At 72.1% G+C, this 25,456-nt stretch carries 20 protein-coding genes; 10 read left to right on the top strand and 10 right to left on the bottom strand.

The window, feature by feature from the left end; translation table 11 throughout:
• Positions 1 to 7 precede the first annotated feature (7 nt).
• Positions 8 to 490 (bottom strand): DUF6484 domain-containing protein, encoded by a 483-nt coding sequence (locus WME79_RS28080; RefSeq protein ID WP_437539971.1) that lies wholly within the window; start codon positions 488 to 490, stop codon positions 8 to 10.
• A gap of 409 nt (positions 491 to 899) precedes the next feature.
• Here WME79_RS28080 and WME79_RS28085 point away from each other — a divergent pair, with 409 nt between their 5' ends.
• The 3 genes from WME79_RS28085 to WME79_RS28095 all read left to right on the top strand — a co-directional run bounded on the left by WME79_RS28085 (position 900) and on the right by WME79_RS28095 (position 4,468).
• On the top strand, positions 900 to 2,951 hold the full coding sequence (locus WME79_RS28085; RefSeq protein ID WP_437520861.1) for a B12-binding domain-containing radical SAM protein: 2,052 nt from the start codon (positions 900 to 902) through the stop codon (positions 2,949 to 2,951).
• Between the two features lie 374 nt (positions 2,952 to 3,325).
• Positions 3,326 to 3,760, top strand: coding sequence for a hypothetical protein (locus WME79_RS28090; protein WP_437520864.1), 435 nt, complete (start codon positions 3,326 to 3,328; stop codon positions 3,758 to 3,760).
• Positions 3,761 to 3,883: 123 nt separating this feature from the next.
• Positions 3,884 to 4,468: a Uma2 family endonuclease gene (locus WME79_RS28095; protein WP_437520866.1), complete on the top strand. Its 585-nt coding sequence runs from the start codon at positions 3,884 to 3,886 to the stop codon at positions 4,466 to 4,468.
• 47 nt (positions 4,469 to 4,515) lie between these two features.
• Here WME79_RS28095 and WME79_RS28100 read toward each other — a convergent pair whose 3' ends face one another.
• Positions 4,516 to 5,823: a DUF362 domain-containing protein gene (locus tag WME79_RS28100; protein WP_437520870.1), complete on the bottom strand. Its 1,308-nt coding sequence runs from the start codon at positions 5,821 to 5,823 to the stop codon at positions 4,516 to 4,518.
• Positions 5,824 to 6,274: 451 nt separating this feature from the next.
• Here WME79_RS28100 and WME79_RS28105 point away from each other — a divergent pair, with 451 nt between their 5' ends.
• Genes WME79_RS28105 through WME79_RS28115 form a run of 3 tightly spaced genes read left to right on the top strand, consistent with a single transcriptional unit; the run spans position 6,275 to position 11,720 of the window.
• The gene (locus tag WME79_RS28105; RefSeq protein ID WP_012237660.1) at positions 6,275 to 6,439 is read left to right on the top strand and encodes a DUF1328 family protein; all 165 of its coding nucleotides are present in this window, start codon (positions 6,275 to 6,277) and stop codon (positions 6,437 to 6,439) included.
• A 20-nt stretch (positions 6,440 to 6,459) separates the two neighbouring features.
• Positions 6,460 to 6,798, top strand: coding sequence for a hypothetical protein (locus tag WME79_RS28110; protein ID WP_437520873.1), 339 nt, complete (start codon positions 6,460 to 6,462; stop codon positions 6,796 to 6,798).
• Positions 6,799 to 6,803: 5 nt separating this feature from the next.
• Positions 6,804 to 11,720, top strand: a complete 4,917-nt coding sequence (locus WME79_RS28115) for a translocation/assembly module TamB domain-containing protein (protein WP_437520876.1) — start codon at positions 6,804 to 6,806, stop codon at positions 11,718 to 11,720.
• A 71-nt stretch (positions 11,721 to 11,791) separates the two neighbouring features.
• On the opposite strand, the gene WME79_RS28120 is transcribed toward WME79_RS28115, so the two are convergent.
• From WME79_RS28120 to WME79_RS28140, 5 genes are all read right to left on the bottom strand, one after another.
• Positions 11,792 to 12,406 (bottom strand): hypothetical protein, encoded by a 615-nt coding sequence (locus WME79_RS28120; protein WP_437520879.1) that lies wholly within the window; start codon positions 12,404 to 12,406, stop codon positions 11,792 to 11,794.
• 278 nt (positions 12,407 to 12,684) lie between these two features.
• Positions 12,685 to 14,658 carry a hypothetical protein gene (locus tag WME79_RS28125; RefSeq protein WP_437520882.1) on the bottom strand — a complete coding sequence of 658 codons (1,974 nt, stop codon included), beginning with the start codon at positions 14,656 to 14,658 and terminating at the stop codon, positions 12,685 to 12,687.
• 454 nt (positions 14,659 to 15,112) lie between these two features.
• A complete protein-coding gene (locus WME79_RS28130) occupies positions 15,113 to 16,249 on the bottom strand; it encodes a hypothetical protein (RefSeq protein WP_437520884.1) in 1,137 nt (378 codons plus the stop codon).
• The gene (locus tag WME79_RS28135) at positions 16,246 to 16,971 is read right to left on the bottom strand and encodes an RNA polymerase sigma factor (RefSeq protein WP_437520887.1); all 726 of its coding nucleotides are present in this window, start codon (positions 16,969 to 16,971) and stop codon (positions 16,246 to 16,248) included. The genes WME79_RS28130 and WME79_RS28135 overlap by 4 nt, the downstream gene beginning before the upstream one ends.
• Positions 16,971 to 18,155 (bottom strand): hypothetical protein, encoded by a 1,185-nt coding sequence (locus WME79_RS28140; RefSeq protein ID WP_437520890.1) that lies wholly within the window; start codon positions 18,153 to 18,155, stop codon positions 16,971 to 16,973. The genes WME79_RS28135 and WME79_RS28140 overlap by 1 nt, the downstream gene beginning before the upstream one ends.
• Positions 18,156 to 18,428: 273 nt before the next feature.
• On the opposite strand from WME79_RS28140, the gene WME79_RS28145 reads away from it, so the two are divergent.
• From WME79_RS28145 to WME79_RS28155, 3 genes are read left to right on the top strand one after another with little or no spacing between them, the layout of a single operon-like run.
• Positions 18,429 to 18,806 carry a hypothetical protein gene (locus tag WME79_RS28145; RefSeq protein WP_437520892.1) on the top strand — a complete coding sequence of 126 codons (378 nt, stop codon included), beginning with the start codon at positions 18,429 to 18,431 and terminating at the stop codon, positions 18,804 to 18,806.
• A complete protein-coding gene (locus tag WME79_RS28150) occupies positions 18,806 to 19,498 on the top strand; it encodes a DUF4166 domain-containing protein (RefSeq protein WP_437520894.1) in 693 nt (230 codons plus the stop codon). Before WME79_RS28145 ends, WME79_RS28150 begins: the two co-directional genes overlap by 1 nt.
• Positions 19,495 to 20,031, top strand: a complete 537-nt coding sequence (locus WME79_RS28155; RefSeq protein ID WP_437520897.1) for a hypothetical protein — start codon at positions 19,495 to 19,497, stop codon at positions 20,029 to 20,031. The genes WME79_RS28150 and WME79_RS28155 overlap by 4 nt, the downstream gene beginning before the upstream one ends.
• A 28-nt stretch (positions 20,032 to 20,059) precedes the next feature.
• Here WME79_RS28155 and WME79_RS28160 read toward each other — a convergent pair whose 3' ends face one another.
• The 3 genes from WME79_RS28160 to WME79_RS28170 all read right to left on the bottom strand — a co-directional run bounded on the left by WME79_RS28160 (position 20,060) and on the right by WME79_RS28170 (position 23,384).
• Entirely contained in the window at positions 20,060 to 20,938 is an 879-nt protein-coding gene (locus WME79_RS28160) for a carbohydrate ABC transporter permease (RefSeq protein ID WP_437520900.1), read from the bottom strand.
• A 1-nt stretch (position 20,939) separates the two neighbouring features.
• The gene (locus tag WME79_RS28165) at positions 20,940 to 21,872 is read right to left on the bottom strand and encodes a carbohydrate ABC transporter permease (RefSeq protein ID WP_437520903.1); all 933 of its coding nucleotides are present in this window, start codon (positions 21,870 to 21,872) and stop codon (positions 20,940 to 20,942) included.
• A 108-nt stretch (positions 21,873 to 21,980) separates the two neighbouring features.
• Positions 21,981 to 23,384 carry an ABC transporter substrate-binding protein gene (locus tag WME79_RS28170; RefSeq protein WP_437520905.1) on the bottom strand — a complete coding sequence of 468 codons (1,404 nt, stop codon included), beginning with the start codon at positions 23,382 to 23,384 and terminating at the stop codon, positions 21,981 to 21,983.
• A 738-nt stretch (positions 23,385 to 24,122) separates the two neighbouring features.
• On the opposite strand from WME79_RS28170, the gene WME79_RS28175 reads away from it, so the two are divergent.
• On the top strand, positions 24,123 to 25,403 hold the full coding sequence (locus WME79_RS28175) for an isochorismate synthase (RefSeq protein ID WP_437520907.1): 1,281 nt from the start codon (positions 24,123 to 24,125) through the stop codon (positions 25,401 to 25,403).
• Positions 25,404 to 25,456 lie beyond the last annotated feature (53 nt).

Genomic DNA, 25,456 nt, shown 5'->3' on the forward strand with positions numbered 1-25,456 from the left:
GCGGAGCTCAATTGATCTGCACCGAGCCACCCTGGATCCGATTCACGCCGGAGGACCGGGTAAGCAGGTAAGCGCCTCGAATCAAGATCTTCCCAGCGCGCGTCAGCGTGATGCTGGCCTTCCCGCACTGGAGCACGATCTCCTTCTCCGCGGTGAACACCAGCCGCTCGCCGTCCGCCGTCGCCGTCGCCCCGGCGCGCTCGACGGCGCTCGCGCTCTCCCCCGCCACGTGCATCCGCCCCATCACCACCGGCCTGTCGCGCCGCCCCCCTTCGAACAGCAGCGCCACCTCCCGCCCCTCGTCCTCCGGCCCGAGCGCCGTCATCGCCCGCGCCGGAATACCCCCACGCGCCCCATCTCCGAGGACCGCAGCCTCCACGAGCGGCTCGCCGTTCTCGCCGAACCCGACGATCCGCCCCACCACGACCCCGTCGATCGGCCCAGCCTTCTCGGCCTCCGCCCGGACGCGCTCCTCGTGCGCCGCGACCACCAGCTCGAGGAGCCCCTCCACACCTTCGATCGCTCCCCCGTCCCCCTCTCGCTCGTCCGCCCCCTCCCCGCAAGCGGCCGCCGCCTCCCCTTCCCCCTCCTCGATCACGATTTCCTCGCCGCTCGTCTCCGCCGCCGGTGTCCGTCCATCGTCCCTCATTGCCCTGCTCCTCTGCTCCCGCTCATCCCCGACGCGCCCGTGAACCCCCCGTCGGCCTCAGTTCACCCCCACGTTGCTCCCCTTGTTCTCCACGTTACCAGAGCGCTCTCCGGTATTTCTCGTTGAAACGGGGCAACCCTCGGGGGGATCGAGTCGGTCGAGTCGAGCTTTCCGCACAGGCCTTCCCACGACTGGCCCACCTGGCGCCGCCCCCACGCCCCGCCCCCGGGTGTGCTAGACCGCCGCCCCGATGCGCATCGCGCTCGTTTATCCGCCGACCTGCGATCCCACGGCCCCGTACCTCGCGGTGCCGATGCTGACCGGCTTCCTCCGCGCGAACGGCGTGGAGGTCCTGCCCGTCGACGCGAATATCGAGGCCTTCGACGCGCTGCTCACGCCGCTGCGCATGGCCGACCTCCGAGACCGCCTCGAGGCGCGCCTCGGCGAGCTCGACCGCCGCCCCGCGCTCCCGCACGCCGACCAGCTCGAGTACCTCGCCCTCGCCCGCGCGCGCGGCGACGCGCACGCCGTCCCGGAGGCGGTGGACCTCGCCAAGGCCACGCTCCGCTCCCCTGACGCCTTCTACGATCCGGACGCCTACGCCCGCGCGGTCGCGACGCTCGACGCGGCGCTCGGCGTCGTGTCCGCCACGCACCACCCGCTCAAGCTCGACTTCACGGCCTACCGCACGCCGTTCGGCCTGACGTCGATGGCCGAGATCGCCCGGTCGAGCCGGCCGGAGCACGATCCCTTCGACGCCTGGGTGCAGCAGACGCTCGTGCCCCGGCTCCGCGACGCGCGCGCCGACATCGTGGGCCTCTCCGTGTGCTTCCCGGGCCAGCTCCAGCCCGCGTACGCGTTCGCGCACAAGATCAAGGAGGCGCTGCCCGGCGTGCACGTCACGTGCGGCGGCCCCGGCGTCACGCAGCTGCTCCTCCGGCTGTCGGGCGAGCGGCTCGCGCGCGCGCTCGGACCGTTCGACTCGGCGTGCCTGTTCGAGGGCGAGCACACCCTCCTCGCGCTCGCGCGCGCGCTCGACGAGGGCCGGCCGCTCCGGGACGTGCCGAACATCGTCGTGCGCGATCGCCTGATGGGCGCGCGCTGGATGTCCGGTCACGGCATGGAGGACCTGAAAGCGCTCCCCGCGCCCGACTTCGATGGGCTCCCGCTCGAGGCGTACCTCGCGCCGGCGCTCGTGCTCCCGTACGACCCGACGCGGGGCTGCTACTGGGGTAAATGCACCTTCTGCCATTACGGGCTCGCGGAGGTCGGCACGGCGGCGTACCGCGAGCGCGCCGTCGAGACCATCGTGGCGCACCTCTCGGCCCTCGCCGCGCGGCACGGCACGCGCCACTTCTACCTGTCGCAGGACTCGGTCGCGCCGAAGACGCTCGTGAAGATGGCGCAGGCGATCCTCGACGCCGGCCTCGACGTGCGGTGGGCCACCGACCTCAAGCCGGAGAAGTACCTGACCAGGGAGCGCGCGGACGTGCTGCGCCGCGCGGGCGCCGTCGCGTGCGCGCTCGGCGTCGAGTCCGCGTCGCCGCGCGTCCTCGGCCTCATCGACAAGGGCGCGCCCGTCGAGGTCGTCTCCGACGTCATCGACCACCTGGCGTCCGCGGGCGTGGCCGCCGAGGCGATGTGCTTCACGGACTTCCCCACCGAGACGCACGCCGAGGCCGTCGAGACGCTCGACTTCCTGCGCGCGCGGCGGGAGGCGCTCGCCGTGTACATCGTCGGCGAGTTCGGGCTGACGCACGGCTCGCTCGTCGCGCAGACCCCGGAGCGCTTCGGGATCGACGAGGTGTTCGCGCTCGAGGGCGACGAGCTCGGGCTCGGCCTGTTCTTCGTCCCGCGAGAGCCGTGGAAGACCGACGCCGAGCGCGCCGACGTCGACGCGCGGCTCTCCGACCTGTCGCGCGGCTGGACCTTGCGCAGCTATCCGTGGGCCGGCGCCGTGTCGACCGCACACACGATCCTCCAGTACGACCGCTTCGGCCCCGGCGTCTTCCGCGATCGCGCGGCGCGCCGCCCCGACGACAGCATCCCCGGAGCCAGCACCCTCGAGCGCGGGCTGCGCTTCGATCCGCGCGCCGCCGAGCACGCGGAGGCGCGCGAGGCGGAGATCTGGGCGACGCTCGTCCACGAGGAGCGGCGGGTGGGGCGCGACGCCTACGAGCAGCTCGCCCGATCGTTGCCGCCGCTCCGGCCGAGACCGGTGCGCGTCAGGTTCGTCGCGGGCGCCGCGCCGGCCGTGACGTCGGGGCGACGGCCGTCGCACGCGACCAGCGCGGCACGCTGAGCCTCGGCCCGAACGGGAACGGCGATCGACGCATCACGCGATGGCTCGCCGTTGCGCATCGAGGCGTGGATCAGCCGAGGATGCACTTTTGCTGCTTGCCTGGCCACGCCGCGACGGCGATGTCGTCGACGTGAGGTGAGAGCGACCTCTCGTCGCACAGGCGATGAATCTGAATTAAAGACGAATCAAATGGGCTTCCCACAAACCTTCATGATCGGTTAAGTTCCGTCGTTGGAGGTCCGTCGCCCCGAGCCCCCGAGTCAGCGAATCACAGGAGGAGGCTCCGGGAGTCGATAGGGCATGCGCCTTCGGCGCGCTTTCTTGGGGAAGCCGCGTGCGGGTCGTCACGCGGTCGAGTTCAAAGGCATCATAGAATGAAAAGTTTCAATGCATTCGCAATCCTGGGTTCGGTGTTCGCGCTGACGGGGTGCGTCGTCGATGTGGACTCGTCATCGGAGCTGGGGGACGACGCGGTGGTCGACGAGCAGACCGAGGTCGCCGAGCAGGCGGTGACGAACGGCGCGGTGAACGCCGCCTGCGCCGAGTCCCTCACGCTCCGCAACCAGCCCGGCGGAGCGACGATCGGCACGATGTACACCGGTCCGCTCAACGGCATCTCGAAGTTCTACGTGCAGTCGACGAGCGGGAGCTGGTCCTACGGCTACTCGTACTCGCTCGGCCGATGGGGCTGGGCGATGACGTACTACCTGACGGCGAGCTACACGGAGAGGGGGACACCGGGGCAGCTCGGCTACAACTACGCGTGTTATCGAGCGGACGGGACGATCATGGGCGGCGGCGTCGGCTGACCGGCGCGTCGGGTCGCAGGCGGCGCTCCGGGGGCCGCCCACCCCGAACTCTACTACCGCCGACGCCGCCCCGCCCTCCCGTCGACGGCCGCCTGCGCTCGGGAGGGCATGGTAGAATCCGGCATGGCCCAGAAGGCGCCCCACGCGAAGCTGTCTCCGGAGGAGTACCTCGCGCTCGAGCGCTCCTCCGAGGTGAAGCATGAGTACGCTGGCGGCGAGGTGTTCGCGATGTCGGGTGGCACGCGCGAGCACAGCCTCATCGCCGCCAACGTGGTGGGTGAGCTCCGCAGTTCGCTGAGAGCGCGTCCCTGCGAGGCGCACGCGTCCGACCTGCGGATCAAGAACGTGACGACGGGCCGCTACGTCTACCCGGACGCCTCGGTCGTCTGCGGCCAGCCCCTGTTCGAGGACGAACACCGCGACACCCTGCTCAACCCCACAGCCGTCTTCGAGGTGCTCTCCGACTCCTCGGAGAGCTACGACCGCGGCGGTAAATTCGCCCTGTATCGGGGCATTCCATCGATCGCCGATTACGTCCTGCTGTCCCAGAAGCAGGTGGAGGTCGAGCACTTCCGCCGCCAGCCGGACGGGACCTGGCTGCTCCGCGTGCTCGGACCGGGCGAGCGACTCCAGATCGCGTCGATCGGCTGCGATCTGGCAGTGGACGAGCTCTACCTCAAGGTCTTCGCTCGGCCCACGGGCGGTTGAGCGGCTCCGCTCGGCTCTCGGCCCGAAGCGGAGCCGCCGCTCCAGGACTACACCGCCGCCGCCCCGCCCCCGCCGGCCGCCTGCGCGCGCGCCCGCTTGCGGACCATGATCTCCGGCGACTCCGCGACCGCCATCCCCACGAGGCGCATGCCCTCCAGGAAGTGCTTCACCCCGCTCCGGACGAGCTCGTGGCTCGCCTCGCCGACCTCCGGGTACCCCTGCCCTGCCGCGTCGGGCTGCACCTTGCCCCAGTTCGCGAAGAGGCGCCCCCACGGGCTCTCCAGCACGGGGGCCATCTTCTCCTTCGCGTAGCGCGGGTACCAGAACATGTCGTGATACGTGACCGACGCCACGTAAGCCCAGGGGGCGAGCCACGTCTTGAGCGACCACTCAATCGGCTTCTTCAGAGGACCCCAGTAGATGCGGTGCTGGTTGCGCGAGGCGAACGTCATCTCCTTGAACGGTCCATCGAAGTTCCACTGCTCGTTCGCCGCGTCCACGTCGCCCACGAGCTCGATGTCGCGCACGTCGCCCGTCCCGAGGCCGAGATCGTGCGCCAGCCGCACGAACTTGAGATCGCGCAGCGGGTCGAACCCCATCAGCTTCGCCGCCACGGCGTCGATCGCCACCTGGTCCGAGGACGCGAGCAGCACGTTCTTCACGTGCGGCACCATACAGCGCGGCCCCGGGCCGTCGCCCGCGAACGTCCCGTCCATCACCGCGAAGACCCCGCGGTGGATCTTCTTCTGGATCATCAGGAGATCCACGAGCGTCTCGTGGATCACCGGGTGCGTCCAGTGCCGGTGCTCGTTCAAGAGGCCGCCGAACGCGTTCTTCATCGCGCCCGTCGTCGTCGTGAAGATGTGGGTCTTCACCGTCGGCAGGTGGATGATGTTCTCCCCGATGAAGCGCTTCGGGATCGAGAACCCCTTCGGGTACACCTCGTTCAGACAGAGGAACTTCTTCCGCAGATCGCCGACCGCGTCCCCGATCGGGATCCACTCCTCCCCTTCGTAGAGGTGGACGTTGCGCAGGCCGTGCGCCTGCACGACGTCGATCTGCTTGTTCTCGCGCTCGCCGAGGTGGGCGTCGATGACGACCGTGCGGTTGTGGCAGGCGTGGATCAGGTCCTTCGAGTACCCGTCCTGCGTCATCGCCCGGATGACCCCCTCGAGCTGCCAGGGCGTCGTGGATGAGCTCGGGTAGAAGAAGTGCCAGGAGATGTTCACCTTGAGCGCGGTGTCGGCGTCCTTGGCGACCACATCCTGGTAACCGGCCAGGTTCATCAGCCGGTGGTAGTCCGAGAGCACCGTCGCAGGCGACGTGCGGATCACAGCGACCTTCGATTTCGGCATGGCCGGGTCCTTATAGCCCGTCCGGAGTCGCCCGTTCCGGGAAGTTGCAGGGCGTCCGCGTGGAGCCTCCGTGCAGACGCTGTCGACACGGAGCAGCGCGGCGCAGGCGCGCGCGCTCGCCCGACGCCCGCGTTCCGCGCTCGGCGCTCGGCGCTCCGCGTACGCGCAGGTCCACCCTGTCACGATCGAGGCATCTTGCCCCAGGCGCGAGGCGCCGCACGCGCGCCCGGACGGAAGCGACTGGGCCGATCTCGACGCTACCCGCCTCGCGCCGCCGAGAACGCGCCGGCCGACAGCCTCTGCCGCCAGCCGGCACGGGGGCTGCAACGGTCAACAGTCAACGGTCAGGGAACAGCAAGGAACCGCGGCGAACAGCCGCCATCAGGAACCACGTTGAGGTCGTCTCCACGAAGACAACGGATCGACCCCAGACACCCCCTTGGAGGACATCATGCTCGGCTGGACTGTCACCTTCTTCATCATCGCGATCATCGCCGCAATCTTCGGCTTCGGCGGGATCGCCGCCAGCGCCGCGTCGATCGCGAAGATCCTGTTCGTCGCGTTCCTGGTGCTCGCGGTGATCTCGCTCGCGCTCGGGCGCCGCATGCCGGCATGACCGGAGACAGGGTGGAGGCCATGAAGAACGCGTCGCAACAGCGGAATGGTGAGAGGAAGGGTGCGTCGAACAGCGCGTCGAACATCGCGCCGAACGGCGAGCCCTGGAAGCCCGGCGCGCCGAAGCCGGCGGCGAGCCCCCCCGGCGAAACGCCAGCGACCCCCGACTCGCCCGGCTCGCCCGGCCGCACGTCGCCGGACCGCGAGATCCAGCTCCCGGGGACGGCACAGCCCGGAGGAGATCCGGGGACGAGGCACCAGCCCGAGGTGCCAGCGCCCGCGCACACGCAGGAGATCCCGGCGCCGCCGCCTCACGAGGTCCCCGGCCACGATTTCCCGCGCGCTCGGAGCGGTCCTTAGGCGATATGCCAGAGACTCCCGCCCTCCCTCCCGCGCCCGGCGCCGGCGCCCCGCACCGGCAAGGCCGCTTTCGCCGGGCGCTGGCCCGCGCGGCCGCGGTGTCGGCCAGCGTGATCGGCCTGGGCGGCGTCTTCGTCGCTGCGACGGCGGTCGGCGCCGTCATCCACCTGAACGCCTCGTCGACCCGCAACCTGATAAGGCAGCTCGTCAACGACACCCTGCGGTCCAGCCTCGAGGGACGGATCGAGATCGAGCACATCGACCGCCTCGGCCTCTTCACCGCCGACGTCTCCAGGGTGACGGTGAGCCACCCGAACGGAACCGAGCACCTGCGTGTCAGCGGCGTCCACGCCGAGTTCAACGCGCTCTCGATCGCGACGGAGCTCCTCCTCGGCGACGGCGACCTCGCCGTCACGATCCCGCTCGTCCGGGTCGCGGACGTGGACGTCTTGCTCGAGCAGGACGAGCAAGGCGCGCTCACCCTGGCCGAGGATTTCACGCCGAAGCCGCCTTCGGAGCCGCCCGCCGAGCCTGCGCGGCCGCTCCGCCTCGAGCTGTCGCGCGTCGTGCTCGATCGCGCGGCGGTCCACGGCACGGTCGCGCCAGGGAGCCCCATCGACGCGACGATCGAGGACCTCGCCGGCGGCGTCATCGTCGCGGACCGGAGTCAGTACGCGCTCGAGCGCGTGCGCATCATGGAGCGGCGCCTGCTGCCGGTCCCGGTCGAGGCGACCAGCATCTCCGGGAGCGTCAGCGTGCCCACGGACGCGCCGATGGAGCTCACCGCGAAGCTCGAAGGGAGCGTCGGCGCGATCCCGCTCACCGCCGAGGGGACGCTGAAAGACGAGCGCCTCACGGCGCGGGTCTCGTCCACGCGCGTGACGCCGGAGGCGGCCCTCGCGATCGATCCGAGCGCGCCGCTCGCCCGGCCGCTCTCGGTGCTGGTGACGGCCGACGGAGCGCTCTCGGACCTGGCCGTCACCGCGCACGTCGCGGTCCTCGATCCGCTCGTCGCAGGCGACGCCGTGACCGGCGAGGTCACCGCGAGCGCCCGGCTCGACGCGCTCGATCCGAAGCGCATCACCGCCGAGGTGCGGATCGCCGAGCTCGACCCGCGCGCCTTCGTCGGGGCGGCGCCCGCCGCGCGGGTGAGCGCGGAGGCCCGAGGGGAGATCCACCTCGACGAGGAGGGCGGGCCGCGCATCGTCGCCGAGGCCAGGACGGAGCCGTTCCTCGTCGCGGGGCAGCGCGTGCCGGCGACCGAGGCGCGCGCGACCCTCGAGCGCGGCGCGCTGCGTGCTGCGGCGACGATCCACGAGCCCGGCGCGCCCATCGAGGCCAGCGTCGTCCGCTCGAAGGACGGGGTGCTTCAGTTCGAGGCGCAGAGCGAGATCCCGTCGCTCAGCGCGGTGCAGCGCGTCCCGCGCGGCATCCACGGCAGCGCTGCGCTCCACGTCGAGGGCGCGCTGCGGGACGAGGCGCTCGACGCCAAGGCGACCGTGCGCGTCGCCGGGCTCCGCGTCGGGTCCGATCTTCAGCTCGGGCGCGGCGAGGTCCGGGCCAAGGCCACGGGGCCGATCGACAAGCTCACGATCGAGGGCGCGTTCCGCGGAGCGGACCTCCGCGCCCAGCAGTACGCGTTCCGCAGCGTGGCGGCGAGCGCCGCGGGGCCCGTCACGGCGCCGCGCGTCCGTGTGTCGCTGGCCAGCGCGGAGCGCCGGATCATGGCCTCGGCCCACCTCGATCTGCCGCGGAGCGAGGCGCGGCAGGTCCGCGTGGACGTGGCGCGCGGGGAGGACGAGGTGACCGCGCAGGCCGCCCGCGTCGCGTGGGACCGCGGGATCGCCCTCCGCGGGCTCGCGCTGCGCGGCGACGGCGTGGGGGAGATCGAGGGGAGCCTCTCGCTCGCCGGAGACGAGATCGAGGGCGACCTCCGGGGCACCGCGATCGACCTCGCGCGCATCGCCGACATCACCGGGGCGCCGCTCGGGATAGCTGGCCTCGCCAACCTCGACGTGTCGGTGCACGGCCGGGGGACGCGCCGCGCGGGGCGCGTCCAGATCGAGCTCGAGGACGGCTCGGTCCCGGGCATGGCGCCGCGGCTCTCGATGAACGTGACGGCGCGCCTCGACGGCGAGGCGCTGAAGGCGGACGGTCTGGTCCGGCTGCTCGCGCCGCCGGAGCCGCCGCCCGCGCAAGCGCAGGAGGCCCTGCGCCAGGGCGCGACGCCCGACCAGGCATGGACCACGGCCTTCGACACGGCGCCGCAGCAGAAACCGCCGCCCCCGCCGGTGTGTCACGGCGCCATCGCGCGCGTGCTGGTCGACGGGAGCGCGGCGAGGCTGCGCGGGCCGCTCCTCTCGGCGCGCACCTGGCAGACGGTCACCGGGTCGGCCCGCATGGACGCCGACGCGTGGCAGCTCGGGTGCCTGGCGCAGGCGTCGCCGGTCCGGCTCGCCCTGAGCGAGCTCTCGGGCCGCCTCACCGCGCGCCTCGCGGTGGCGCGCGAGGCGGGAGAGCGGCTCCCCTCGGTGCGGAGCCTCCTTGTCCGCACGGAGGGCCTGCGCGCGGCGGGGCCGATCGACGCACAGACTGGCGCGCCGGCGTGGGTATCGAGGAAGCTCGACGCGCGGATCGCCGGGGATCTCGACGCGAAGACCGGCGACGCCCACGTCACGGTGTCGGTGTTCGATCGCCAGCTCGTGGCGGAGCTCTCGGCCGCGCTCGACGCCGATCTGCCGGCGCTCCTCGCCGATCCGGCCGCGGCGCTCCCGCGGACGGCGATCGCCGCGCACCTCCGCGTGCCGCGCCGCCGGCTCAACGATCTCACCGAGCTGGCCGCCTTCGGGAAGCGGACGCCGGTGCTCTCCGGCTCCGCAGGGCTCGACGTGTACTTCGCGGGGAAGCTCGCCGAGCCCCGGCTCGTGGCCCGCGCGACGGCCGCGAACGTGAGCGGCAACGGGAAGCCCTCGCTCTTCGGCAAGCTCCGGCTCGACACGCTGCTCGTCTATGACGGGCGCGACGCCGCGCTCGACGCGTACGCGTTCCGCGGGCCGATCACCTACCTGACGGCGAAGGCGAAGCTGGGCGCGGACGCCGCCGCCCTCCTCGGCGGGGCTCCTTCCGCTCGGCGCTTCAGCAACGGCAGCCTCGAGGCGAAGATCGCGGATCTGCCGCTCGCGGAGGTCCCCGTCCTCGCCGACATGAAGATCGGCGGCGAGGCGCGCGGCGAGATCTCCGTGCGCGGGCTGTTCGAGGCCGCACCCGAGGTCAGGGCGCACCTTCAGTTCCCGGGCCTCACGCTCGGCCCTGACGCCCGGTACGAGACCGCCGAGGCGTCGCTCGACATCGCGCCGCCAGGCGGCGCGGGGCGCACCGCGGCCGTGGCCAGCGTGCGGCTCGCGGGGCGCGACGGCGGCCGGCTCGAGGCCAAGGCCGAGGCGCCCATGGTGTGGGAGGCGAACGCGATCCCGGCGCTCACCGACGATCGGAACGCCTCGGTGTCGCTCGCGGTCGACCGCTTCCGCCTGGTGGCGCTCGAGCCGTTCGTGCAGGGCTCGGTGAACCGGCTCGACGGCACGCTCGACGGCGAGGTGCGGCTCGGGCTCGGCGCGCAGGCGGGCTTCTCCGGCGAGATGCGCCTCGAGGGCGGCGTCGTCCAGGTGGCCACGATCGGCCAGCCGTTCGAGAACGCCTCGTTCCGCGTCGCCGCGAGCCCCTCCGGCGAGCTCCGCATCGACGACCTCCGCGCCGACGCAGGCAACGGCCAGGTCCGCGGGAAGGCGACGCTCCAGATGGAAGGCTTCGCGTTCCGGAACGCCCGCGCCGAGCTCTCCATCCCGAGCGGCCGGGCCCTCCCGATCACGCTGGAGGGCGTCCCGATGGGCGAGGTGCGCGGCAGGGTAGCGCTCGCGGCGGAGAAGCGGGCCGAGGAGATCGCCGTCCGCGTCGACGTGCCCGCGCTCGATCTGACGCTGCCGCCCACGATCGGGCGGAGCGTGCAGCCGCTCGGCGAGAACGCCGACATCACGACGTCGGCGCCGCTCAGTCAGCAAGAGTACGAGGCGCGGCGAGCGCCGGCCGAGCCGCCGGAGCAGGCGAAGGAGAGCGCGGGCGGCACGCCGATCGCCATGGAGGTCCACCTGGGCAGGATCGGCGTCGAGGGCGACATGGTGCGGGCCTCGCTGTCAGGGGATCGGGCGCACCCCCTCCGGATCAAGGTCGCTGGGGAGACCGAGATCCGGGGCAACGTGAACATCGTGTCGGGCAGGCTCGAGGTGCTCGGCAAGGAGTTCGAGATCGAGCCTGGCGTGGTCGCGCTGCAGGGCGATCCGTCGAATCCGTTCCTGAACGTGAGGGCGTTCCACGACACGCGGGAGGGGACGCGCATCTTCATCGACTACGTGGGGCAGCTCAACCCGATCACCGAGGACAAGATCACCTTCCGTTCGGAGCCGCCGCGCCCGGAGAACGAGGTGATCGCCGAGCTCCTGCTCGGCAGGGAGTTCGCGGAAGGGACGCTGGCGGGCGGCACCTCCACCGAGGCGCCCGGGTCGGGCGGCGGCAGCGCCGCCAGCGGGGTCGCGGCCGGCGTGGGGACCGGGCTCGCGTCCGCGCAGATCAACATGATCCTCCAGAGCATCGGTCCTCTCCGGAACTTCGAGACGAAGCTGGGCACGACCGAAGAAGGTGCGCTGAAGACGACCGTCGGCTACCAGCTCGGGCAGCAGGTGACCGCGAGCGCGAGCTTCGAGGAGGGGCCGACGGGGCAAGGGTCCGGGGGCGGCAACACCGGCGCGCAGGCGCGCACCGAGGTGAGCCTCGAGTGGCGCTTCCGCCGGGACTGGTCCGTGCGCGCGGCGATGGCCACCGGCGCGAACCCGGCGACGAGCCTCGACCTGCTCTGGAAGCACCGCTACTGAGCGTCGTCGCGCGGCGGGCGCGCCCGTTCGTCAGGACGGCGCATCCCCTTCGGCAACGGCTGCGCGCCGGCTCAGCGCGCGACGCAGATGCCGCCGCAGTCCGCGCCGATCGGCGGGGCGCAGTCGTCGCCCGGATCGTCGATGCACGTGAGCCCCTTGGGGCACTCGAGCGCCGCGATGCCGCCGCACGCAGGCGGCCGGGGCTCGGCCACCACGCAGATGCCGCCGCAGTCCGCCCCCCCGTGCTCGGGATCGCAGTCGTCGCTCGGATCGTCGATGCACTCGAGCCCGTCGGGGCACTGGAACCCTGCGAACCCCCCGCACATCGGCGGTTTGGGCTTCGGCTCCACGCAGATACCGCCGCAGTCCGCCCCGCCGCGCTTCGGGTCGCAGTCGTCGCTCGGATCGTCGATGCACTCGAGCCCGTCAGGGCACGGGAAACCCGCGAATCCCCCGCACATCGTCGGCCGCGGCTCCTCGACGCACACGCCCGGGCAGTCCGCCCCGCCGTGCTCGGGGTCGCAGTCGTCGCTCGGATCATCGACGCAGGCGAGCCCGTCGGGACAGCTGGTCCCGAGGAACCCGCCGCACGTCTCTGATCCGGGCGGATCCGGCGGCTCTCCGGTGTCGCCGCCGTCGTCCCTGTCGCAGCCCACGAGCCCGATCACGATCAGCAAGAGAGCCATCCCTTTGTGGCGCATCAGAACCTCCGTGTTGCGTTTGTCCGAACGCCGCATTGAAGCACCTTCGGTGCCACGGGAAGCGGACGCAATTCGGGCGGAGCGCACGGTCCCCGGCGCGGGCACCGCGATCGCGGTGTCTTGCTGTGTCGCGATTGTGCCAACGGCTTGACGGGAGGATCCGCGGGCGCGCGAGGAAGTCGTCTCCTCCGCGAGCCCAGGGGCGGCGCATGCATTCTGCGCGCCGCCCCTGGGCGGGCCGCGTCGATGGGGGCGTCGACGCGTCAGAGCGCGGTGGAGAGCCGGTCGAGCACGGCGTTCATGATCGGCCGATAGCCGTAGTCGGGCGACGAGGTGTCGGCCACCTGCGCCGGGCAGATCGATCCTGCGACCCCGCGTTCTCCCAGGCTCCGGATCAGCTGCAGCTCGCGGAGGCCGGGGTAGGCCTTGGCGTGGTCCTGCGTCGTGGACCGCCCACCGGGGTCCGCCGGGTCGTTCGTGCCTTCGGGCCTGCACAGCGGGTTGTCGCTGGGCTCGCCGGCGATCGGCCTGCAATCGCACGACTGGGCCCCACTGTCGCAAACACGCTCGGTGAGGAGGTTAAAGATGCAGGCATACTGGAGATCTCCGGTGCTCCCCGATGGGATCGTGTACTCCCGGCCGTTGATCGGGTTCCAGCCCGCGGAGCTCGGGTGGACGATCGCGTCGCCGGTGATCGGGTTCATGCCCGAGCGGGGCGCCATCGACTCGACCATGAGCGGATCCGCGGGCGGGATGTAGCTCGCCGGATCGCCGAGGATGGCTTCCCAGGTGCTGCCGAGGGTCGTGCCGGACGGCGGGTCGGCGAGCTCGGCGGCGCTCTTCAGCCCGCCGATCGACTGGCCGGACGGGTTCAGGCCGCCCAGGAGATCGGGCTCGCCGGCCGCGTTCTGGCGCGCGAGGTCCTGCCACGGCACGCCGACGATGCCGGTGAACACGATGTGCTGCGGCCCTCGGGTCCGGGTGTTGTCGTCGCTCGGGTCCAGATCCGAGAAGATCGGGTTCGGCACGAGCTCTCCGCTCCGCGACACCACGGTGGGCTCCGTGAGCGCCCGGGTGTACCGATCGACCGGGTAGAGGAAGTCGACCCCGAAGCGGCGCTTCTGGTCCCAGCACCGGCTGTTCACCGGGTCTTCCGCCGCGGTGAGCCTGGCGGGGTTGCCGTCGGGGCCGGTGCAGGCCGGATCCGCGGGGCAACCGTCCTGCGCCTGTGCGCAGGACTTGCAGCACGGATCGTTCGGGTCGGTGGCGCACTCGCTCCGCGGCCGCCACAACCTGAAGCCCGGTCCCGTCTCGGCGACAAGGTAGTTCCTGCCTTCGTCCTTGATCGAGCAGTCGTTCTCGTCGGTGAGCATCACGATGAGCAGGAGCGAGTCCGGCCGGAGGAAGGCCTTCCGCTGCTCCAGGAGCCGCGAGTCGGTCCCTCCCAGCAAAACTTCATCGGTCGCCGGCGACACGATGATCTCCGTGTACGGATCGGGATCGACGAGGAAGCGATAGAAGCTCTCCAGGGGCGCCTCGAAGCCGCACCCGGCTTGCCCGATCCCTTGCACGATGTCGCTGAGCTTTCCGGCGAGCGCGACCGGATCGGAGTCTCCCGCGGGGACGTGGGTTCCGGCTGCGTCCCACACGAGAAAGCCCTTGTCCTCGTAGGTCGGCAGGTCGTTCTCGGTCATCCCCTCATTGGAGCGCGCGAGGAGGCGGGCCATGTCGACGTTCGAAGCGGACGTTGTCCCCTGGCAGGCGCCCGACCCGTGGCCGCCGAGGCTGCTGCTGATGACGCCGATGTGCATGTCCTGCACCGGGGTGCGCACCCGCGATGTGCCAGCGGGGCATATGCTCAACCCGGTCGGGGGCCGGACGCTCGAAGTAACGCCGGTCGGATCGACGCAGAGCGGGTTGGTCAAGCCGTCGACGAAGTCGGCGAGCGCCAGGCGCATCACTTCCTGCTTGTCCGCCATCGACCCGGAGTTGTCGACCACGAAGAGGAGATCGACCTTGTCAGGCGTGAACTGCGGCGGAACCCAGCCGCCACCCCCGGTACCATCGCTGCCGCCGCCACCCCCGGTGCCATCGCTGCCGCCGCTGCCGCCGATTCCCGAGCTGGAGTTGGAGCTCCCGCCGGCGCCGCCGAGGGAGACATCGACTTGACATGCCACGAGCGAGACGGCGCTCAGGACGAGAAAGGGCGACAGTGCTCTTGATAGTCTCGAAGACATAATTCCTCCTTGCGCGGTGCCGTGACGCGCCGTCCGACACCGGCAGTGACCGAACGTGAAGGGACGCCCGCCTCGCTTCCCATTTCAAAAAAAGCATCTGGCCCCAAACGACGCGGACAGCCCCCCTTCCCCGCCCCGCCCCCCGCAGATCGTAGAGCGGGGCTCTCCCGCACAGGAGACGGGCCCATCTCGGCGTTTTCGGCGCGGAAGCGCACTCAAGCGCGCTGAGCACCAAAAGCGTCGCGATGGGTCCGTCTCTGAAGCGGGAGCGCTCCGCTCAAATGCCGCCCACCAGAAGTCCGGAGAGAGAGTTCAACGCAAAGGCGCAAAGACGCAAAGGCGCAAAAAAGAACAATTATTGGGCATGTTTGCGTCTTTGCGCTCTTGGCGCCTTTGCGTTGAACTCTCTCTCGGCTCGCGAGGCAGATCCCTGGCAGGACTTCTGCCCCTCGGTCTAGTGAGCGGTGAAAGAGCGGAGGCGAGGGACGTGCGGGCTCGACGGATAGGCGAGGAGGAACGCCGACGCGCGCTGCGCGGCCGCCGCGCGATCGCCGCTCTGCCAGAGCGCCTCGATGGTGAGCGCCTCGCGCTCCTGCGCCAGCGCGCCGCCGGGGAAGCGGAGCCGCGCCTGCTCGGCGATCCTCAGCGCGCCGGAGGCATCGCCGCGCCGGAGCGCCGCGCGCGCGTCGCCGAGGAGCGTCAGCTCCTCGCGCAGCCGGCTCTCCCGCAGCCCCGGGCTGGACGCGCCCTCCGCGCCGAGCTCCGCGCCTGTAGCCTCCGGCGCGGGCGCCGCTTCGGGGACGTCCACCCCGGCCGCGGGCGGCGCGCTCGCGGCGTGCTCCGATAGCGGCGCGCCCGGGCTCGCGGGCGTCGCGGTCGCGCGGGGGCCGTTCCGCGCGGGTGACCTGTCCGGCAGCGGCGCCTCGACCGGCGGAAGCGGCCTGGATCGCAGCGGCGCCTCGACCGGCGGCGGCTCGGCAGGCGGCGCCAGCTCGACAGGCGGCGGCTTGGCAGGTGCCGGCTCGGCCTGCGCGGCAGGCCCACGGCCCTCCGGCGGCGAAACCGGCGCGGATACCGGCGCCGCGACGGCCTCCGCGGCCTCGACGATCCGAGCCGGCGGCGCCTCGCTCGAGGGGGCCACGACGACATAGCCGGCGACGATCAGGCCCCCGCAGGCGGCGCCGAACAGCATCGCCTTCAGGATCCCCGCAGCGCCCGCCGCTGCGGCCACGCCGCCGGTGACCGCCGCGCCAGCAGCGCCGGCGCCCGCAGCAGCGGACACCACCTTGCCCGCGGACACAGCCGCGGCGATCTCGCCAGCGCCCGCGCTCGCTGCGCCGCTCGCGCTCGCGCTCGCCACGCCGCCCGCGCTCGCCGCGCCGCCCGCGTTCACCGGCAGCGCTCCTCCCGCGGCGCCTTGAGCCCCTCCGAGCGCGGCGGCTCCGGCGAGGCCGATCTGCGCGGCCATCGCGGCCCACACCCGCTCCTGCGCCCCGTCGGGCGGGTCCGCCGACGGCGCGGCTCGCAGGAGCTCGCACTCCATCTCGAGCGCATTCGCCTCGGCGTCGAGCCAGCGCACCGGATCGCTCATCGCTCCCCTCCTGCGCGCTTCCAGACGGGTTGCCGCTCCACCTCCGGCAGCGGAAGGACGACCGAAGGATGCCCCTCGGGCACCGGCGCGCGCTCGACGGCCGCCGCCTTCAAGACGGGCTGCGACCGCGTGGTGACCCGCGCCCCGCCCACATGGAACTCGTCGCGCGCCTTCAGGCGCGCGACGGCGCGGCGAAACGCATCGCGGGCGAGGCGGAGGCGCGAGTAGACGGTCCCCAGCGGGACGTCGAGCAGCTCGGCGACCTCCTCGCCGCCCATGCCGTCGAGCTCGAAGAGCGTGAACACGGCGCGCTGCTCGAGGGGCAGCTCGTCGAGGATCGCCTCGAGCAGCGTGATCGCCTGCCGCCGCTCCGCCTCCGCGCCGACGTCGGCCCGGTCATCGGCGCAGTCGAGCAGCGGCTCGTCGTCGTGAGCGCGCCGCCTCATATGCGCGAGCTTGCGCCGGTCACGGGCGGCGTGAAAACAGATGCTGTAGAGCCAGGTCGTAATCTTCGATCGACCCTCGAATTCGGACAACCGCCGATGGACGACCAGGAACACGTCCTGGACCGCGTCGGCGACGTCGCTCTCGGGCACACCGAGGCGCCGCAGCGAACGCCACACGAACCGGAAGTGCTGCGCATAGACCTCTCCGAAGGTCATCCTGTCCTGCCGCTTCTCGCCATGCCCATCGCCTCCGTGGCGGGTCCCGTGGCTTGCCATCAGAAAATCGACACGCGGGCGCTCAGGCCGACGAGCAGCCCCACCGGGGAGGGGTCGAGCGCCACGTCCTGCGTCAGGGGCGCGCCGGCCTCGTCGCCCTCGCGGCGCTCGACCGTGAAGCGCGCCCGCGCGACCGGCGCGAGGAGCGTCGCGCGCGCGGACCAGCCCAGCGCGCTGGAGCCGAGGAGGGTTCCTTCCGCGACGGCCGAGCCGCCGAGGGCGAACCAGGGCGCGGAGGCCTCGCGATCCGGGGCGAACCCCTTGCCGGAGCCGTAAACGGCGCCCAGCACCGCCGCCGCGCAGGCCGAGAGCCTGAGGCCGTCGAGGGCGCCGGCGATCGTCGCGCAGCCGCGCGCCGTGGCGGCGCCGAGCCCGAGGGAGACGACGCCCGGCGCGAGCTCGGTGTCCTGAGGGGGCAGCCATACCCCGCCGACGCCTGCCGACCACGCGCGGCGCCGCAGGGAGACATCGGCCATCGCGCCCGCCCGGAAGGGATCGAGCATGCCCACGGTCTGCGCGGCGCCGAGCTCCATCGAGACGTCCCCGCGCGCCGCCCGAGGCGGAGGACGCGGCGGCGCCGGCGCGACAGGAGCCGGCGCGGGCGCGACAGGAGCCTGTACACGCGCGGGCGCTGCCGGCGTAGGCGCGAGCGGGGCCGGCGCAGGCGGCTCGCTGTCGAGCAGGATGGCAAGGGTCAGCGCCACCGCCTCGACGAGCTCGCTGCAGGACGCCCCCACCTCGGACGAGAGCTGCCGGGTGCGACCCCCCGCCTGAAGGACGGCGGTGTAGGTGGTGCCGTCGTAGAGAAAGTGGACCTCGAGCTCGGCCGCCCCGCCCGCGCTCGCCAGGGCGCCGGCCGCGTTCGCCGGCGTCTCGCCGGCAGGGGCGCCGCCCCCGTTCGTTGACGTATCTCCAGGAGGGGCGCCGCCCGCGTTCGCCGGCGCATCGCCGGCGCCGGTGGGAGGACCGGCGGTGCTCACGGGGTCGAGAGCCCGCCTCTCCATCACGCGTTCGACCGCGATGGCCAGCGATGGCGCGTCCGGGCAGTCGGCCGCAGCGGGCGCCCGCTGGACCGCGAGCCGCGGGAGCGGGGCGGCCACGACGACGCTCGGCCAACCGAGCGAGAAGGAGCACACGGCCAGGACGCACAGCGCGCCCCGGCGCGAAGGATGAGGGCAGGTCACAGGATGCCTCCCATTACCGCAAGGAACGGCGCAAGCGGAATTAGGACGCGCAGCGCTCCCTGGGCTTGGGCGAAATCGCAGCGAGGGCGAGACCGCCAGACGGCCGGGCCCTCCGCGCCTGCGGGAGACGCCGGTCGCGACCGCGCGCGTTCCATGGCGGAGGCGTCATCGCCTGCCACGCCGGAGAGCGCGACGCCGCCTGGGGCGCGACCGGCGGGGAACGACGGCGACGCCGGTCGCGAGCACGGCACAGGATCGGATAGAGTGCGCCGCATGAACTCCTACGAGCTGGTGACGTGCGCGAGCTGTTATGGCGAAGGCGAGATCAACACGGACTCCGGCCCCTATCTGTGCAAGGACTGCCACGGAAACGGCCGCATCCTCCCGACCGGAGAGCAGATCGAGGAGCGCATCCGCGAGATCGAGGTCGAGCTGGAGCGCCACCCCCAGGAGGCGAAGCCGGAGACCCGATGGCTCGTCTTCGAGCTGAGGCGCACCCGCAAGCTGCTCTGGCAGATCCGGTCGTACTGCGAGGAGGCGCGGAACGACACTGACGACGCGATCATCGTCAAGATCCGCGATCTCGCCGACGCGGCCGTCGCCCCGAGGAGCCCTGCGGTGCCGCGAGAGATGCTCCCAGAGGACGCCTGATGCCCGGCTCCGCCGGGGAGCCGGACAGTCGACCCAGCGGAGCTCCCGCGTCCTGCTCGAGCGCGGCGCAGGGTGTTCCAGCGCCTGCTCTCTACCCTGCCCTCCTCGGCGCCGCGTGGGCCGCGCTCGCGCCGCCGGTCCAGCGTCTCCACGCGGGCGGCGTGCGCGCTCGCGGTCGCTTCCGCGTGCGGCGCGGCCGGGGGCTCGCGGCGCGCCTGGTCGCCGGCCTGCTGCGCATGCCGGAGGCGGCCGAGGACGTGGCCGTGACGCTCGCCGTCGAGCCGGCGGGCGACGGGGAACGGTGGCTCCGCACCTTCGGGGTTCGCCCGCTCTTCTCCTCGCAGTGGCGCTCGGGTGATCTCCTGGTGGAGGGGCTCGGCCTCGTCCAGTGCTGGTTCCGGCTCCGCGCCGAGGGCGGAGCGCTCGTGTTCGAGCAGGTGCGGTCGACGCTCGGGCTCCGCCGCCTCGGCCTGCCGCTTCCCGGGTGGCTCGCCCCGCGGATCGAGGGGCGGGCCGGGCCGCTCCGTGACGAGGTCCACGTCGACGTGCGGATCTTCGCGCCGGTCGCCGGGCTGCTCGTCGCGTACGAGGGGCGCGTGGCGAACGATGCGAGCAGCGAGGCGCCCCCTGCTCGCGCCGGCGGGTCCACGCCGGAATCGGCCGCGTTGTCGGCGCCGGAGCCCCGCGCATGATCACGGCGCTCGTGCTCCTCGCCGTGCAGGGCGCGCTCGGCGCCTTCGACACGCTCTATTACCACGAGTGGCGGGCGCGCCTGCCCGGCGGCGTACCGGGCACGGCGCCCGAGCTTGTCCTCCACGGCGTGCGCGATCTCCTGTACGCGGCGCTCTTTGCCTCCTTGCCGTTCGTGCGCTGGGAGGGGCTCGCCGCGTGGGCGCTCGCGGCGCTGCTCCTCGCGGAGATCGCGATCACGCTCCGCGATTTCGTCGTCGAGGACACGGTCCGGAGGCCGCTCGGCGGCGTCTACCCGGGAGAGCGGGTGATGCACGCCGTGATGGGCATCATTTACGGCGGCGCGCTGGCCCACCTCGTCCCCGAGATCTGGCGCTGGGCGCACGGCCCCACCGGCTTTTCCCGCTGGGACGCGCCGCTCTCGCTCCGCGTGATCCTGCCGCTCATGGCGGCAGGCGTGCTGCTCTCGGGGCTGCGTGACCTCGGCGCCGCCTACGGCCCTCGCTGGCTCCGCTTCCCGTGGGGGCGCGCGTGAGCCGCCGCCCGCGCCGCCCGACGCACCTTCAGCCCTTCACCGCGCCCGCCGTGAGCCCCGCGAGGATCCGCCGCTGGAAGACCAGCGTCAGCACCACGAGCGGCACGGTCACGACGATGGAGGCCGCCATGGTCTGCCCCCAGGGGATCTCGTAGAGCCCGCTGCTCGTCGTCGAGAACGCCTGGATCGCGTAGGTCACGGTGCGCTTGTCCGGCGTCTGGGTGAAGGAGAGCGCGAACAGGAACTCGTTCCAGGCGGCGATGAAGGCGAGGATGCCCGTCGTCGCCATCCCGGGGACCGAGAGCGGCAGCATGACCCGGGTGAACACCTGCCAGTGCGTCGCGCCGTCGACGTAGGCCGCCTCCTCGATCTCGCGCGGGATCGCCTTCATGAACCCCGTGAGCACCCACACCGTGAAGGGGAGCGTGAAGATGAGGTACGTCAGGATCAGCGCGGGGAGCTGGTTGTACAGCTTGAAGAAGTTGATCATCTGGAACAGCGCGCCGAGGACGGCGATCTGCGGAAAGATGGTCATCCCCAGGACGACGTAGAGCACGAGGCTGCGCCCGCGGAAGCGGAACCTCCCCAGCGCGTAGGCCGCCAGCGAGCCGACGGCGAGCGACACCGCGGTGACCGAGACGGCGACGATCACGCTGTTCAGGAGCGCCGTCTGGAACTCGCCGTTCGCCAGCACGAGGCGGTAGTTGTCGAGCGTCGCGCGGCCGGGCCAGTAGCGGACCGGGGTCGTGAAGAGCTCGTCGTCGGGCTTGATGGAGGAGACAAACGCCCAGACGAACGGAAAGACGGTGAACACGAGCACCGCGGCGACGAGCAGGTAGAACAGGGCCCGCAAGGCGCCCTGTCCCAGCGAACGCCGCCGCGCTGCCCTTCGCGAAGCGCCGCTCATCTCACGCCTCCTCGGCGCGGAACACCGCGAGATAGATCATGATGAACACCGCGATGATGAGGAAGAGCGCGACGGAGATCGCCGAGCCGTAGCCGATGTTCGAGACGCTGACGAGGGTCTGCTGAGCGTACGTCGCCATGGTCTGCATGTCCGGCCGGTTGCCGAACATGACAAAGAAGACGTCGAACACCCGGAGCGCGTCGAGCGTGCGGAAGATGAGCGCGACCAGCATCGCGGGCTTGAGGAGCGGCAGCGTGATCCGGGTGAACTGCTGGAGCGCCGTCGCGCCGTCGACCCGCGCTGCCTCGTAGAGATCGTGCGGGATGAGCTGCAGCCCGGCGAGGAGGAGGAGCGCCATGAACGGCGTCGTCTTCCAGACGTCGATGAGCGCCACGGCCCAGAACGACACCGCAGGATCGGCGACGAAGGCGATGTTGCGGTCCAGGACGCCGAGCTGGTTGACGAGCAGGTCGTTGAAGACGCCGTAAACGTCGTTGTACATCCACTTCCACATCTGGGCCGAGATGACGGTCGGTATGGCCCAGGGGATGAGCATGGCCGCGCGCACCGCCGAGCGCCCCTTGAAGCGCGAGTTGACGACGAGCGCGACGCCGAGCCCGAGGGCGAGCTCGCCGAGCACGGTGACGACCGTGAAGAGCACCGTGAGCAGGACCGCGTCGAGGAAGTAGCTGTCCTGCACGAGATCGACGTAGTTCTGCGCCCCGATGATCCTGGCCGGCTCCCCCGTGCCGAGGCGCGCGTTCGTGAAGCTCAGGTAGAACGTCTCGGCGAGGGGGTAGAGGGCGATGAACGCGACGACCGCGAGCGTCGGCAGGAGGAACAGCCAGGCGCGCCGCTGTCGCCGCGCGTCGAGCGATGGATGGTCTAGCGGGGCCGCCGCGCTCGTGGCCGCTGGGTTCGCCGGCATGCTCATGGGATATCCGTTCTCGCGAGGTGGTGTGGCCGGGAGATCTCGTGGGCCGCGCCGCGCGAGCGGTGGGCGAGGCGCGCGAAGGCGGCGTGCGGCGTGCAGTGTGCGGCGTCAGCGAAGCGCGCGCGTGAGCCGCTGCTCCATCTGCCCGAGCACCTCCTTCGGCTCCTTGCCCTGCAGGACCTGGCTCACCCCCTGGAAGAAGGCGATCGACGCCTCGTTGTACCGGGCGCCGGTGCTGTTCGAGGGGCGCGGCACGAGCGCGATGTCCTTCGCGCTCGCCAGGAAGGGCAGCGACTTCACCACCTCCGGGTCTTGCTGCACCGATCGGATCGTCGGGAGGAAAGAGCCCGCGGTCGCGCGGAACCGCTGCGCCTCGGGGCTCGTCATGTAGCGGACGAGCTCGATCGCAGCGTCCTTGTTCGGCGAGAACTTCGAGACCGCGAGCTGCCATCCGCCGATGGCGCCCGCGCTCTTCTGTCCGGGCTCGTGCGGCAGCGGGCCCGCCGCGAACTTGCCCTTGATCGGCGACCGCTCGGCGTTGCCCGCCGCGTAGGCATAAGGCCAGTTGCGCATGAAGGCGGCGTTGCCGCCCTGGAACGTGTTGCGCGCGTCCTCCTCCTCGTAGCTCGTCACGCCGGCGGAGGAGATCGAGCCCACCCAGCCCCTGGCGCGCGCGAGCGCCTTCTGGGCTTCCGGGTTGTTCACGGTGATCTTGCCCCCCTCGATGATCGCGCCGCCGCCGTGGGAAGCGATCCACTCCAGCGCATTGCAGGTCAGCCCCTCGTAGGCCTTGCCCTGCCAGACGAAGCCGAGGAAGTTCGGGCTCGCCGCCCGCTCGCCGTCCTGGATCTTCTTCGCCATCTGCTCCAGCTCGTCCCACGTCTCCGGCGGCTTCTGATACCCGTACTTCTCCAGAAGATCGGTGCGGTAGTAGAGCAGCCCGAAGTCGGTGAACCACGGCATCGCCACGAGCTTGCCGTCGACCGTGTTGTTCTGGACGATGCTCTCGATGTGCTGCTTCGCCGCCTCGCCGAGCTTCTCGCTCAGATCGACGAGGTTCGGCGCGAAGGCGCCGGGCCAGATGACGTCCAGCATCATCACGTCGATGTCCCCGGACTGCGCCTGGAAGAGGCGCTGGTAAACGGAGTAGGTCTCGGTCGCGTCCTTGGGACGGGGGATGATCGTCACCTCGATGCCGGTGTCCTTCTGGAACTGCTGGATCATCACCCTGTCGAGCTCGGCGCCCACGCCCACCGGCTCGCTGTAATACTTGAGCTTGCTGCCGGCGTATCGCTTCGCCTCGGCGGCGTTCGGCACGGCGGGGGGCTGCGCCTTGATGGCCTTCTCGCCCGGCGCCTCCGACACCGCGGCCGCCGTCGTGGCCGCGGCGCCAGGGCGGTTCTCGCGGACAGGCGGGCTCTTGTCTCCACGGCAGGCGCACAGCCCGACGACGAAGAAGATCAGCGCTGCGGTTCGCCATGCGCGGAGATCATGCTGCCGAGTGGGGTCCATCGCAGGATCCTTTCTGAGCTCTGTTCTGGAGAATTTCCACATTCCCGGTGGCCGGCAGAGCTATCGAGACACGCCGCTCACGCGCGCGCCGCGAAGGGCGAGTGCCCGCGGCAGCATCGACCAGATGCGCGCTCGGGGGCAAGGGATCGCGCCGCTTCTCCATGCGTAAAAAGCCCAGGAAAGAGCCGTCGATCACAGACGGGACGGAGCGCGCGCTGCTCGGCACTGCTCTGCTCGCTGCTCGCGGGGCAGCGCAGCACAGCGCCGCGCACAGCGCGTGGCGCGAAGCGCGATGCTCCGCGCGGAGACGCAACGCGCGCTGGCGGCGAGGTGAGGTGAGACGAGACACCAGCGCTGGCGGCGAGACGCAACACGGCGCGCGCTGGCGGCGAGATGAGGTGAGGCGAAACGCGATGCGCCTGCATCGCGGGGAAACGCGATGCGCCTGCGTCGCGCGAGACAAGGCGCGCAATGCGTGCGCGCCCGCGGCACCGTGCCGGATCGCGACCACCTCGCCTCGAAGCGCAATTTCAGCGGCAATTTGAGCGGCAGAGGCGCGTCGCACGCGCCCAGAACGTGAGCTGCTTTGCGCTTGCGGAGCCTTTCCGGAGGCGGTAGAGCCGATGCTGCGTGGCCGGCGCTCGCGATCCGGCACGGTGCCGCGGGCTCGTGGCCTGCTGGCTCCAGGCTGGTCCTGCCGAGCAGGACGAGCCCGAACCGGCCTGCGCACGGCGGTGCATGACTCCCCTGACGTTCTCCTCCTCGGCCGACGCCCCCCGCCAGGCGGCGCGGCTCGTCGCCCGCACCTTCCGGCTCGACGCCGACACGCTCGCGAAGCTGCCCGGCGGCGTCTCGTCGCTCATGGGCGACGGCGCGCGCGTCTGGCTGCACCCCGGCACCCAGCTGGTCGCGCACGGGGTCGCCGCCCGCCTGGAGCTGCCGCACGGCATCGAGGGCGGCGTGGCGTGGATCAAGGAGGCGCTCGCGTCGATCGAGGCCGCCGACGCCGTGGGCCGCCCGGGCTGCGGCCCGGTGGCGCTCGGCGCCCTGCCGTTCGACCGGGCGGAGCCGGCCGCGCTCGTCGTGCCGGCCCAGATCGTCGGCGCGGCTCCCGACGGGACCGCGTGGGTCACCACCATCGGCGAGGGCGCCGCCCCCGCGCCGCACCTGGAGCGGGCGGAGGGCCATCGGCGCTCGCCCGACAGCTTCACGCTCCGCTCGGCGCTCCCGCACGAGGAGTGGTGCGGGCGCGTCGCGCGCGCGGTGGCCGACATCCAGCAGGGGGCCCTCTCCAAGGTCGTGCTGGCCCGCGCGGTCGACGTCGAGGCGAACCGCCCCATCGTCGTCGAGGAGGTCCTGCGCCGCCTGACCGCGCTCTACCCCTCGTGCGCGATCTTCCACGTGGACGGCTTCCTCGGCGCGAGCCCCGAGCTCCTGCTCTCGCGCCGCGGGCGCGCCGTCTCCTCGCACCCCCTCGCCGGCACCTACGCGGTCTCCGCCGACGTCGACGCCGACCGCCGGTTCGCCGAGGTCCTGCGGCGCTCGGCCAAGGATCAGCGCGAGCACCGCTTCGTGGTCGACGCCGTGGCCGCCGCGCTCGCGCCGGAGTGCGCGTCGCTCGAGGTCCCCAGCGAGCCGTCGATCCTGAGCCTCCGCAACGTGATGCACCTCGGCACCCCGATCCACGGCCAGCTCGCGGAGGCGGCGCCGGACGCCCTCACGCTCGCCGCGCGCCTGCACCCGACGCCCGCCGTGTGCGGCACGCCGCGCCAGGCGGCGGAGGCCTGGCTGGGCGCGCACGAGGGCATCCGGCGCGGGCTCTACGCGGGGCTCGTGGGCTGGGTCGACGCCCGCGGCGACGGCGACTGGTTCATCGGCATCCGCAGCGCCACGGTCGACGGCGCGCGCGCGCGGATGGTCGCGGGCGTCGGGGTCGTCGCGGGCTCGAGCCCCGAGGCCGAGCTGGTCGAGACGCAGCTCAAGCTCCAGGCCATGCTCGCGGCCATCATCCGCCCCTGATCCGCGCCCGCCGCCGGGGCGCCTCACCCGAGCCGGATCCGCGCCGGCTCGCC

Origin of the sequence: Sorangium sp. So ce726, from assembly GCF_051521405.1 — a bacterium.
Lineage (GTDB): Bacteria > Myxococcota_A > Polyangia > Polyangiales > Polyangiaceae > Sorangium.

Bases quoted from the DNA above. Each gene is read 5' to 3' on its own strand.
- WME79_RS28145 (WP_437520892.1), top strand. From the start codon at position 18,429: ATGAACTCCTACGAGCTGGTGACGTGCGCGAGCTGTTATGGCGAAGGC.
- WME79_RS28130 (WP_437520884.1), bottom strand. From the start codon at position 16,249: ATGAGCGATCCGGTGCGCTGGCTCGACGCCGAGGCGAATGCGCTCGAG.
- WME79_RS28095 (WP_437520866.1), top strand. From the start codon at position 3,884: ATGGCCCAGAAGGCGCCCCACGCGAAGCTGTCTCCGGAGGAGTACCTC.
- WME79_RS28110 (WP_437520873.1), top strand. From the start codon at position 6,460: ATGAAGAACGCGTCGCAACAGCGGAATGGTGAGAGGAAGGGTGCGTCG.
- WME79_RS28125 (WP_437520882.1), bottom strand. From the start codon at position 14,658: ATGTCTTCGAGACTATCAAGAGCACTGTCGCCCTTTCTCGTCCTGAGC.
- WME79_RS28155 (WP_437520897.1), top strand. From the start codon at position 19,495: ATGATCACGGCGCTCGTGCTCCTCGCCGTGCAGGGCGCGCTCGGCGCC.
- WME79_RS28090 (WP_437520864.1), top strand. From the start codon at position 3,326: ATGAAAAGTTTCAATGCATTCGCAATCCTGGGTTCGGTGTTCGCGCTG.
- WME79_RS28085 (WP_437520861.1), top strand. From the start codon at position 900: ATGCGCATCGCGCTCGTTTATCCGCCGACCTGCGATCCCACGGCCCCG.
- WME79_RS28150 (WP_437520894.1), top strand. From the start codon at position 18,806: ATGCCCGGCTCCGCCGGGGAGCCGGACAGTCGACCCAGCGGAGCTCCC.
- WME79_RS28115 (WP_437520876.1), top strand. From the start codon at position 6,804: ATGCCAGAGACTCCCGCCCTCCCTCCCGCGCCCGGCGCCGGCGCCCCG.
- WME79_RS28175 (WP_437520907.1), top strand. From the start codon at position 24,123: ATGACTCCCCTGACGTTCTCCTCCTCGGCCGACGCCCCCCGCCAGGCG.
- WME79_RS28120 (WP_437520879.1), bottom strand. From the start codon at position 12,406: ATGGCTCTCTTGCTGATCGTGATCGGGCTCGTGGGCTGCGACAGGGAC.
- WME79_RS28160 (WP_437520900.1), bottom strand. From the start codon at position 20,938: ATGAGCGGCGCTTCGCGAAGGGCAGCGCGGCGGCGTTCGCTGGGACAG.
- WME79_RS28105 (WP_012237660.1), top strand. From the start codon at position 6,275: ATGCTCGGCTGGACTGTCACCTTCTTCATCATCGCGATCATCGCCGCA.
- WME79_RS28170 (WP_437520905.1), bottom strand. From the start codon at position 23,384: ATGGACCCCACTCGGCAGCATGATCTCCGCGCATGGCGAACCGCAGCG.
- WME79_RS28100 (WP_437520870.1), bottom strand. From the start codon at position 5,823: ATGCCGAAATCGAAGGTCGCTGTGATCCGCACGTCGCCTGCGACGGTG.
- WME79_RS28165 (WP_437520903.1), bottom strand. From the start codon at position 21,872: ATGAGCATGCCGGCGAACCCAGCGGCCACGAGCGCGGCGGCCCCGCTA.
- WME79_RS28135 (WP_437520887.1), bottom strand. From the start codon at position 16,971: ATGGCAAGCCACGGGACCCGCCACGGAGGCGATGGGCATGGCGAGAAG.